At 58.4% G+C, this 10,416-nt stretch carries 10 protein-coding genes and 1 pseudogene; 9 read left to right on the top strand and 2 right to left on the bottom strand.

The window, feature by feature from the left end:
* The first annotated feature begins 112 nt into the window (after positions 1-112).
* The 6 genes from H1S03_RS16965 to H1S03_RS16940 all read left to right on the top strand — a co-directional run bounded on the left by H1S03_RS16965 (position 113) and on the right by H1S03_RS16940 (position 4,909).
* On the top strand, positions 113-502 hold the full coding sequence (locus H1S03_RS16965) for a DUF3768 domain-containing protein (protein ID WP_185805267.1): 390 nt from the start codon (positions 113-115) through the stop codon (positions 500-502).
* 155 nt (positions 503-657) lie between these two features.
* Complete coding sequence (locus H1S03_RS16960) at positions 658-2,640, top strand: ParB/RepB/Spo0J family partition protein (RefSeq protein WP_185805266.1); 1,983 nt, start codon at positions 658-660, stop codon at positions 2,638-2,640.
* A gap of 56 nt (positions 2,641-2,696) precedes the next feature.
* Positions 2,697-3,290 (top strand): hypothetical protein, encoded by a 594-nt coding sequence (locus H1S03_RS16955; protein ID WP_025042408.1) that lies wholly within the window; start codon positions 2,697-2,699, stop codon positions 3,288-3,290.
* The gene (locus H1S03_RS16950; protein ID WP_185805265.1) at positions 3,290-3,943 is read left to right on the top strand and encodes a DUF6927 domain-containing protein; all 654 of its coding nucleotides are present in this window, start codon (positions 3,290-3,292) and stop codon (positions 3,941-3,943) included. Before H1S03_RS16955 ends, H1S03_RS16950 begins: the two co-directional genes overlap by 1 nt.
* 124 nt (positions 3,944-4,067) lie before the next feature.
* On the top strand, positions 4,068-4,394 hold the full coding sequence (locus tag H1S03_RS16945; RefSeq protein ID WP_185805264.1) for a type II toxin-antitoxin system PrlF family antitoxin: 327 nt from the start codon (positions 4,068-4,070) through the stop codon (positions 4,392-4,394).
* A complete protein-coding gene (locus tag H1S03_RS16940; protein WP_185805263.1) occupies positions 4,391-4,909 on the top strand; it encodes a type II toxin-antitoxin system YhaV family toxin in 519 nt (172 codons plus the stop codon). Before H1S03_RS16945 ends, H1S03_RS16940 begins: the two co-directional genes overlap by 4 nt.
* A gap of 778 nt (positions 4,910-5,687) precedes the next feature.
* On the opposite strand, the gene H1S03_RS16935 is transcribed toward H1S03_RS16940, so the two are convergent.
* Entirely contained in the window at positions 5,688-6,224 is a 537-nt protein-coding gene (locus H1S03_RS16935; protein ID WP_050527171.1) for a TetR/AcrR family transcriptional regulator, read from the bottom strand.
* 169 nt (positions 6,225-6,393) lie between these two features.
* Between H1S03_RS16935 and H1S03_RS16930 the strand changes: the two genes are divergently transcribed.
* Together H1S03_RS16930 and H1S03_RS16925 are read left to right on the top strand one after the other, a co-directional pair.
* Entirely contained in the window at positions 6,394-7,557 is a 1,164-nt protein-coding gene (locus tag H1S03_RS16930) for an HlyD family secretion protein (protein WP_249777984.1), read from the top strand.
* Positions 7,558-7,566: 9 nt separating this feature from the next.
* The gene (locus H1S03_RS16925) at positions 7,567-8,640 is read left to right on the top strand and encodes an FUSC family protein (protein ID WP_184568381.1); all 1,074 of its coding nucleotides are present in this window, start codon (positions 7,567-7,569) and stop codon (positions 8,638-8,640) included.
* A gap of 381 nt (positions 8,641-9,021) precedes the next feature.
* On the opposite strand, the pseudogene H1S03_RS16920 reads toward H1S03_RS16925, so the two are convergent.
* Positions 9,022-9,354 (bottom strand): annotated as a pseudogene (locus H1S03_RS16920) (transposase); the annotation flags it as partial.
* Positions 9,355-9,990: 636 nt separating this feature from the next.
* Between H1S03_RS16920 and H1S03_RS16915 the strand changes: the two are divergent.
* Positions 9,991-10,137: an antitoxin PaaA2 family protein gene (locus H1S03_RS16915; protein WP_156505811.1), complete on the top strand. Its 147-nt coding sequence runs from the start codon at positions 9,991-9,993 to the stop codon at positions 10,135-10,137.
* The last annotated feature ends 279 nt before the right edge of the window (positions 10,138-10,416 follow it).

The raw sequence follows: 10,416 nt of genomic DNA, 5'->3' as shown, positions 1-10,416 counted from the left end.
AATGAGATCTTCGCCGGGATTTTTGACTTGCCCGAAACCCTTGACAGAGGCCCGCCCCATTACGGAAGCGGGCTTTTAGAAGGGTGTTTCAAACTTCTCAAAGGAGATTCCCATGTCCATGACCGTTCAACCCCAGCCAGATCGTCCCGATGCGACCTTGATCGCGGCGCAGAACGACGAGTTTCGCAAGCTCGCGTGCCTTGGAGGGCCGCCCGCGCAGCCCATCCAGGGTCGGATGCATGTCACCCGCCCGCTTATGGAGGCCGATGACGGCTTCATGGCCGAGGCGGTGAAGGCCACCGGTGAGTTTGCAACATTCGAGCCTGAGAATGATCCCGAGGGATGGCACGATTTCGGGGCGGTCGAGATCCGGGGCGAGACCGTGTTCTGGAAAATCGATCTCTATGAAGCAGACTCGGATTTCCGCTACGGGGCTGAGACCCCGGACAATCCCGCCACCACCATGCGCGTGCTGACCATCATGCTGGCGCGCGACTGGTAGAAGGGCAGGGGACTCCCCTCCTGACACCCCAGGCGATGAAGGCCCGCTGCCCCTCAAAAGGGAAAGCGGGCCTATTGTCGTGGTGATCCCTGAAGCCGGGGATTGGTTACGCCCGCGCGCGCGGGCCACACCTCACCCACCTGGAAGGATATCCCATGACCACAAGCTTTGCCCCTCTCACCGTCGCCATCGGCGATCTGGTCCCGCATCCTGCCAATGTGCGCAGCAACTCGCCGGAAACCTATGATCCCGAGAACATCGCGCATCTGAAAGCCAGCATCGCTGTTCTGGGCCTGCTCCAGCCGCTCTTGGTCCAGAAGCTTGACGGCAAATATGCTGTCCTCGCTGGTGGCCGACGCCATGCCGCGCTGAAGGAGCTGGTCGCAGACAAGGCCGCCAAGGGGTTCACCGCGAAAACCAAGGTGGACTGCCGCCTTGTGCCGGAGGAGTGCGACGTCACCACGGCGCTGTCGCTCGCCGAGAACATCACCCAGGCGCCGATGAATGCCATCGACGAGTTCGAGGCTTTCGCGCGGATGATGGAGGTCGACGGCCAGACGCCCGAGACCATCGCAAAGACCTTCGGCACCACGGTGGCCACCGTGAAAGGCCGGTTGCGCTATGGCCTGATCCACCCCGACATCCGCGCCGCAGCCCGGGGCAAGGTGATCACGCTCGACACGATGAAGGCCTTCGCCGAGCACCCGAGCCAGGAGGCGCAGCGCGAGGTCTTTGAGGCGCTCACGAAAGACGGCGGCTATCTGCAGGCCTATACCGTCCGTCAGGCCCTCAAATCCCGCGGGGTGCAGGTCAGCGACGATATCGGGGCTTTCGTACGCGACGACTACGAGGCGCGGGGCGGCGCCGTTGCGGCTGACCTTCTGGAAGAGCATTCCGTGCTCGAGGATGCGGCGCTGGTCGAAACCATCCTGCTCGAGAAGCTCGGTGCCGCCGCCGAGAAGGCGCGTATGAAGCTGGGCTTTGCCTGGGCCGATGCGATGGTGCGCTATGATTACGCGACCATGGCCGACTACGGCCGCGTCTATCCCGGCCCGATCGAGCCGGATGAGGCTGCCCAGAAGCGCATCGATGAGATCACCGCCGAGCTTGAGAAATTGCAGCTCGAGATGGAGGATGAGGGGCTCGAGGACGGTGCCTACAATGCCCTTTACGACCGCGTCGACGCTCTGGAGGAGGAAGCGCGCGACCTGCAGGAGGCCTACAGCGCCGAGGACCTGGCGCGGTCTGGGGTGATCGCGTCGTGGTCGGGCGGGCAGGTGACCCTGCATGTTGGCCTCGTCCGCCCGGAAGACACCGTCAAAGAGGAGGGCGCGCGCGGCTCCTCGGCCAACCCGACCGGGGAGGAGGCCCCGGACGCCGGCGAAATCAGCTACCCGGCCTCACTGGCCGAGGATCTCAAGACCGAGCGCGCCATGGCGCTCGGGGCCGCGATGGCGCTGCATCCGGAAGCCACGCTCGATCTGACGCTCTTCAAGCTGGTCAGTGACGTTCTGGCCAGTGGCATGAGTGTCACGCAGGCGATCAAGATCGATGCCCGCAAGGAATACCGCAGCCATGCCAAGATGGACGAGATCGACAAGACCTCGCTCGAGCAGGTGGCGGCGGCGCATGATGCGCTTGACCTCTCGTGGCTCGATGACGCCCGCGCGCCCGCCGATCAGTTCGTGGCGTTTCGCGCGCTGGAGGTCGGCGAGAAGGCCAAGCTCGTCGCCTATGCCACGGCCAGCACGACGCAGTCCTGCTTCGCGCGGGATCCTCGGCGCGACAGCCTGATGCATGCGTTCGAGATTGAGATCATGCCCGACATTCGCGCCCACTGGACGCCGAACGCGGCGCTGTTCAATCGCTTCAAGAAGGCCTGGCTGCTGAAGCTCCTCGGCGAGGATCTGGGTCTGGTCCAGGAGGCGGTGACGTTGGCCTCGTCGAGCAAGAAGGAGATCGTCGCCTTCTGCGACAAGCTCTTCGCCGAACCCTTCGCCACGCTCACCGACGCGCAGCGCGCTGCCGTGGCCGCCTGGTGCCCGCCGATGATGCAGACCGCCGGTGTCGCCTGTGACGAGGCGGAGCCCGCTGCGGAAACCCCGGAACCTGACGGCGAGGTCGCGCAAGCGGCCTGAGCCGTCACGCGACCCGCGCGGGTCGACCCTTCCAAACCGAACAGAAAGACATCCCCATGGCTATTCTCAAGTTCTCTGCCTCCGCAGTTGCGGCGCAGATCGCCCATGCGCGCGCCTGCAAAACCTTCCTGCCCAACTGGAACGGGCCCGTGGACAGGCCCGCCCTGATCCTGATCGTCGGCAATGGTGTGCATCTGCGCTCAAACGGCATCGATGGCACGACCACCCGAATCGTCACCACCGAACAGGCCGATCCCTCTTTCGCCTTCGCCGACGGCATGAACCCGTTTCGGGACACCGACTGGATGGCGCAGCGCCGCATGGCGTTTCGCGATCTGACCGGGCAATTCTACACTGACATCCTCGACGATGTGCAGGTGCTCATCGACCGGGGGCGGGGGGCCATCCGGCTCGCCACCGACGGCCACAGCATCCGCGTCTTCGTGCGCCGGGCCTCGGATTATCTCATCGGCGGGACCTACGAGGTGCCCTCGGGCCTCGGCGGCACCTTCCGGGTCATTCTCAAGGATGCCTGCGACACCTTCGCGATCGTGCAGAACTGCGGCAATTGCGAGGATTTCGACGCCATGCAGCCCTACCGCGTGCCGCTCGATGCGCTGATGGAAATCGATGACCGGAGGGCGGCGTGATGGGATGGCTTTTCTACACCGACGGCCGCGTCCAGACCTACGCGGATGAGAAAGCGGAGATTGCTCGGCTGTGCACCTTCGAGGGCGAAAGGCGCAAGACGGAACTGGTCAAAGCCTGCAAGGTGGGTTCGACTTGGTACGCGGCGGCAAAGGTCACAAATATCGACGGCACCCCTGTCGAAGACACGACCTATGTCACCGATGCGGATGGCTCCATCACTTTTGGGGCTGTCTTCCTCACCCGATACGATGACGGCTGCTGGGGCTACAAGGACATGGAGGAAAGCGCTGGCCCCGTCGAGTCGCGCGCTCCGCTCAGCCTTCTGGCGCTGCTCTCGGAATTGAAGGACCCAGAGAGCTATGCCCATGCCTGGCGCCAGCGCTGCCGGGACTGGGCTTCGATTCCGGACTACGAGGAGGGTGACAGGATCAGGCTCGCCGCGCCCGTGACGCTCACCGATGGCAGCACCTGCCAGATCGTAACCGCGACCCACTACAGGCGGGGTCGGCAAAAACGCCGCTGCTACCGCATCGAGGAAACTGGTGGGCTCGTACGCCTGTCGAAGGCCTCGCTTGCGGGCTCGGAGCTGCTCAGCTCCGCGAAAGGTGCGGCTAGCCCGGTGCTGGCGGAGTTCCTGGCGTGGCGAAATTAGGTCCTGCGCCGGACGGTTCATCGACCTGCCCGGTGACAGCAGATGCTGCGGCTTGTCTTGACAAGGCAATGCAAATGCATTACCTATCGCGGGCAGCAAAGACCCTTTTCTTCAGGAGACTGCCATGACAGCCCTCGCACAAGATGTCTCGAAACTCACGGATCGGTATCAGACGACCGTGCCGGCGGGTGTGCGCAAACAGCTCAAGCTGGGCAAGGGCGACCAGATTCGTTACTGCACCGAGCCGAGTGGCAGGGTCTATATCGAGCCCGTGCGCAGCGACGAGGAAGATCCCGTGCTCGGAGCCTTTCTCGATTTTGTCGAGGCCGATATCAAGGCGCATCCGGACCGCATTCGGGCATTCGATGGGGCTTTGCATGACCGTCTTGCAGCACTGGTCGGAGACGCTGACGTCGATCTCGATGCGCCGCTATCGCTCGAGGATGAATGAGCGGCGATAGCGTGCCCGCCCAAGCGCCCCTTGTCGTAAACGGATGGTCGATTTATGCGCATCCGCTCTTTCTGGATCAGCTCGAAGGGCTGATTGAAGAGGTCGAGGCGCGTAAAGCACGCGATCCTAAGACCTGGCGCAAGAAAAACCCGACGAAACGGCTGGCCGCCATCTTCAAGCTGGTCACCGAGGCCATACCGGCAGATCCGGGTGCCGCCGCCTTCCGGCAAGGCGGCACACTCGGCGATCACCGCAAGCACTGGTTCCGGGCGAAATTCTTCCAGCAGTATCGGCTGTTCTATCGGTTCAACAGCGATGCGAAGGTCATCGTGGTGGCCTGGGTGAACGACGACAAGACCCTGCGCGCCTACGGCAGCAAGACGGATGCCTATGCGACGTTCAAAGGGATGTTGGAAGATGGCAATCCACCTGACAATTTTGACGCGCTCTTGAAAGAAGCAGCGGCGGCGAACAAGCGGTTCGAGACGTCCCTTGAAGCAGCGCCCGATCGGTAAGTGGGGTCGAATGCCCGAAGGGGCGGATTCCCACGCTAAGGCTGCCAGTGAGTGGGCATTATGCGTTTCAATCGCCGTCATACTTGGGCCAAGTGAAATAGGCGACATTGGTGTGTCATATGGCTGGTACGATGAAATTCTCAGAAGTCCCTCCCTATCCGTACACCTGCCGTTCGCTGCATCGTGTACTAACTGGTAAGATGCGGACTTTGCCGCCGTTTGCTTCGCAGCGAGTGCTCGCGCAGCATTCCCATGCGAACGCAGCACAGGACTTTCAGCGGTGCAGCAATTTGCACCAAACCTGCCATTGGATCGTGTAACGCCGGATGGAATCCAAAACGACATTTCGCTGCGGCTTGCCCCAACAATCAAGGCGGTGGGACTTTGCTCCCGTTGGCTACGGCTGCATGAATGGCTGCTTTAAAGGAAAAGAGGCATGGGATGCCTCTTGTGGCGTCCGGTGAAGATTGGAACCTAGGGAAAAGTTAAGTGATTGATATAGAATCAATTTGTTCAGGTTGTCCTAAATGAATTGGAGCCTATTTCGGGCAAGACTGGAACCCGCCATTTTGTAGTCAAATTCCATCTAAGATTTTATGCCGTTGACCAAGGTCCATATGAATAGCCCCTAGTTTCCTAGACACCTTCTTGGTTCACATTGCGCTGTCTGTTTTCGAAGTCGCACCATCTGCGCTTCTGTAAGCCAATAAAGATTGCTCATCTGTCCCCCAAATCATTGGGGTTCGTGAATCATGACACCAACCCAGCATCAAGTCGATTAATAGGTCCTGAACCTAGAAATCCCTCTTCGGAGGAGCTCGACGGCGCGCATCGCCACTTGCCTGCGTTCGGTCGTTGGGCCAGAGTGAACCGCTCCGCCAATCATACGCAACAGCAACACGATATCAGAGGGGGCAATGTCGGGGTCGACGCTCTTGTCTTGCTTTGCAATGGCCAGCGGTGTCTCAAATATCCCGACCAACTTTTTGTGACGGATCGCCAATTGGTCGCTGTCGATATCTGCCGCATCCCAAATGGCGTGGCTCACTTCATTTTCCACCACTTTGACGGCAGCCTCTGCCAGAAGGTCCCAAAAGTCATCAGAATGAAGGTCGAGTTCATCAAGAGCCTCATCGACAAGGGCTAGAAACAACGCTTGTCGATTTGGGAAGTTTCGATAAAGCGTGGCGCGGCCGACATTCGCGCGTTCGCGGACAAGTTCCAACGGAGCCGTGACACCAAATTCAGAAAATACAAGCTTAGCGGCGGCCAATAGGCGTTCGCGGTTTTTTTGCGCATCAGGGCGTTGTTTCATTGGGCGCGGGTGCTCCTATAATTCTAACGCAGATACGGACAAAAGTGTCCATTTGTCAATTGACAAATGGACACTTTTGTCCGTATTGGGCTGAGAGGAATGAGTACAACGTGATTTCCGTGAAAAAGCACAATGCCCAAGAGCGATGAGCGTTTAGAAAGCCTGAGACATGTCAAATGAGACCTCCCCACCCCCGTCAAACCCCAGCAAACCAGTAGCGCAGGATATGCCCACTGACACTGGGCCAGAAATTGCAGAACCCGAAAGCAAGAAACCGATTTTTCTAGTGCTGGCCATAGTCTTGGTTCTCTTGTCGGGGATCGTGACGTGGACTGTTGCCTCGGATCATTATGCACCGGGCAGTTCGCGGGGGATCGTTTCAGCCAGCGTTGTGCAAGTAGCACCACGCGTTTCCGGGCGGATTATTGCGATTGAAGTACATGACAATGCCATTCTGGACACGGGGGATGCGATGTTTCGCATTGATCCCAGACCGTTTGAATTGGCGGTAGAACGGGCGCAGGCGTCTTTGGCACAGGTGGTGCAGGGGGTTGATGCGTCAAGCGCGCAAATCGAGGCGGCCCAGGCCCAGATTGCCCAAGCGCGCGCCAATGCAGACACGGCCCGAACCAGCGCAGAACGCTCTGCCGCCCTTTTTGAACGGGGCATCGTTTCGGGTGCGGCGCGTGATCAGGCGCAGGCAAACCTTGCCGCCGCTGAGGCAGCACTGCATGCCGCTCAGGCCACTGCCGAAAGCGCGCGGTTACAGCTTGGAGCCGCCGGCGAGGGTAATCCACAAATTCGCGCCGCCGAACTCGCTTTGGAAGTGGCGGAATATGACTTGCTAAGCACAGTGGCGCGCGCGCCCGGCCCCGGCGTTGTGACCAATGTGCACTTGGGGCTGGGGCAGTTTGTTGGTACAGGGTCGCCGACCATGACTTTTATCGACGGCGAAGCAGTCTGGATCACGGCGGACTTGCGTGAAAACCAGCTTGTTAATGTGCAGCCAAATGATCGAGTTACGTTGGTGTTTGATGCGATACCAGGGCAGATTTTTGAAGGCCATGTTGAAAGCCTTGGCTGGGGGATAAATCCCGGTCGCTCTGAGGTTGGCGGCCTGCCGGTCAACACCCCAATCAGCCAGTGGTTTGAGCCAGCGCGCAAAATGCCGGTTCGGATTGTGCTTGAAGGAACCACTCATACTTGGCCGCGGCAAGCCCGTTTGGGGGGGAAGGTAAATGTTCTCATTCACCCTGACGGTGGCACCCATTTTGTCACCCGCACAGCCGCATTTTTCCAGCGCATCGGCAGCTGGACCACCGCATTATACTAAGGCCCCGAGATGTATATAGCTCCCCGCCCTCGCTCTGCTGACGATCCTAATTTTCCTATTCGGCTCGGGCTGACGGTTGTTGCAGGGTTTTTGGCAATGGCTTGGCTACAGCCAACTTTGGCGCCGATCTGTGTCGCCTTGCCGATCGGGCTGATTGCGGGGCTGCGCAAGGCCTTTGATCCGGCGCGCGCGATTGGCGGGGCGGTGGCTTTTGCGGTGGTGGTCTGGCTGATGGCGGGGATCGTTGCCATCACACGCCATGTGCCCGCTGCGATGTTGTTGGTGATGTTCATGTTCTATTTTGTCGGCTTTTATTTCACCCGCAGAACTGGCAGCGCTTTTGGGATGCTCTTGCTGATTGCGGCCTCCCTGATGTCGATTGTCGGGATGAAAAATCCGGTGATGTTGAATATTTTTCGCGACGGTTTTCTTCTAGGCTGTGGTGTTGCGGCGGTCACAATTCCCACGCTTTACCTGCTGGTGCCTGCGAAAACGAAAGAAAAACACGTCGACGCCCCGCGGGCCGCGGCGGGGCATCATGGTGGTGGTGCCTTGATCCGTGCTGTGGTTTTAACCGGGCTGTGTTTCTGGCTATACGCAGTTTTGCCAGTCTCGGATATGATCCTAGCGATTGCGGCTGTCTTTCCACTAATTTTCCCGACTCAAGATGAGGCCTTTGCAGAAGCCGCCGAGCGGAGTTGGGCTACTTTGATAGGCGGGATTGTCGCGCTGGTTGTATTGGCACTATACGGGTTTTCGGCGCATTTCGAGGTTTTGCTGGTGTTGATGTTTACAGTCGGCTGGGGTTTTGGTGTTGCGATGATGCGCGGGCGGATGTCGGCGTCGGTCTACCAGTTTGGCCTGTCCGTTGCTGCGGTTTTGGTGGCAACGGCCCTGACAACAAGCAACCCTGAGGTCGCAATGGTCCAACGAGTGTTTTTGACCTTGATCGGAACGCTCGGCGCTTCAATCGCGGTTGCAGTGTTGGATTGGCTACTCTTGGCACCAGCATCCCATGAAGATGGCTATAGCCCCCACCCCGCGATCCAACGCAAGAAGTTCAATCGTGAATATGACATTTAGTCTGATTGGGGATGTTACTACTCAATTTTCGTGGGTTTCCGCTATGTTTGTATCTCGTGCTCTTCAATGTTGGGCAACTCTCTTAAGACCGCTGTATGGTGCAGCGTGAAATCAGGCACACGGCAATACCGCTACACAGAGTTTCAAGATCGGGAAGAAGGATTCTGGATCGATATTTAATCCACAAAGAAATTTGCCCTTAACCGGCCATTTGCACGTACTGCAGCAGATGGCAGCTTCCCGCCCACATCGCATTAAAGCCCCTCATGAGATGCGCACCTCGAGCGCAGTGGTTCAAGTGGTTTACCTCATGCGTGGCCGCCCCCATCCATTGCCCGGTCGTTGATTGCGCAGCAATCAATGAGAGGGGCCCAGCATGCTTTTTTTGAGCAAACGGAGCTCGAGTGTTTGCTCTGCAACGACTTCCTTCAGGTCTCGGGCTTCACGACGCAGGTCTTTGACCTCGTCTGTGTTCGCAGCACGTGCCGTATCCCCAGCCAAACGTCGTTTCCCAGCTTCCATGAAGTATTTGTAATAGATGCCCTGCGAGATCCCTTCACGGCGGCACAGCTCTGCAATGCTGTCCTCACCGCGCAGCCCGTCCAGCACGATCCGGATCTTTTCTTCAGATGAATAATGCTTGCGCGTCGCCCGTTTGATATCTTTGACGATCTTCTCGCCAGGGCTTTTACGTGGTCCAGTTGTTTGTCTCATCTTCCACTCCTCAGTGGTGACGATGAGCCAAGAACACTCTCTTATCAAATACCGCTATTTGGACCCATAGGCGCTGACGTCAGACAGTGTCACCAGTAAATACAATTTTGCTAGACCGCGTTCCTAAAGCAGTCATTGGTACAGCTGCGGCGAAATGGTGCTTCGTCCGCAGTCTGGGAATTCGACCTCTGATCCTTGTTGCACTCTGCACGAATGGCTGGTTTTCCCGCCGCGCGGCAGCACCAAATTTTACGCTGACGCCGCATTTTCCACGCTGCGAGCGCATGCAGCGAGAAAAGTGAATTCACACAATGGGCTCGTTTGAGACCTTCGCGGCATCCCGCCCCAACGTCGGCAATGGTGTGAAGGGGCGTCTGTGCGCAGATGTTTTGGTCATCCCCATAATGTAGAGATCTCAAGAGTCTTATCGTCCGGGAAGTTTTGCTGTAACGTTCGATCATCGCGTGAACGGGGAATCCGAGTTGAAACAGCCTTCAGACCGCAAACAGGCTTGCGACAAAGTCAATCTGTCCAAGGTCCATTCTCCCTACCGCCGATCTCGGGTCGCTCTGAGCGTTGCAGCTATGCCGAGAGACCTAGGCGAATTTCTGGATAGGCGCCTCGAGGACCATTGCCGTGACCGCTGAGATGACGTCCCATGATGCCTGGTTTCGGTCCAAGGTGAAGGAGGCGCTGAATGACCAGCAGGCCGCGACACCGCATTCCTACGTGATGAATCTTGTGCAGGCGGTGATTGATGAGAAGCGCCGCCAACAGTCTTGAACAGTGCGTTCTGGTCTTACCTGGTACCTTTGTGCGTTTCGGGGTGTTTTGGTGGGTTGCCGCCGCTTCTTCTGTCAAAAAAGTGTTTGCCGATCGGCTGCGTGACTTAGCCTTTGATTCGGACAAGGGCGGGTCGCGCTCGTGATCTGAAATTCTGCACTCACTCTCGTTGCCCAACCTCCGTCATAGCTTTCGGCGGAAACGAGAGTGTCCGACCTTTTGTGTATGATTGATCCGGTTCATGCTTCACCAAAAGGAAGCATGAATGACCATCTCGAA

The sequence above is a fragment of the Pontivivens nitratireducens genome (genome assembly GCF_014235845.1).
GTDB classification, from domain to species: Bacteria; Pseudomonadota; Alphaproteobacteria; order Rhodobacterales; family Rhodobacteraceae; genus Pontivivens; species Pontivivens nitratireducens.
The sequence above is the reverse complement of the archived record's forward strand: the minus strand, read 5'-3'. Positions and strand labels throughout refer to the sequence as shown.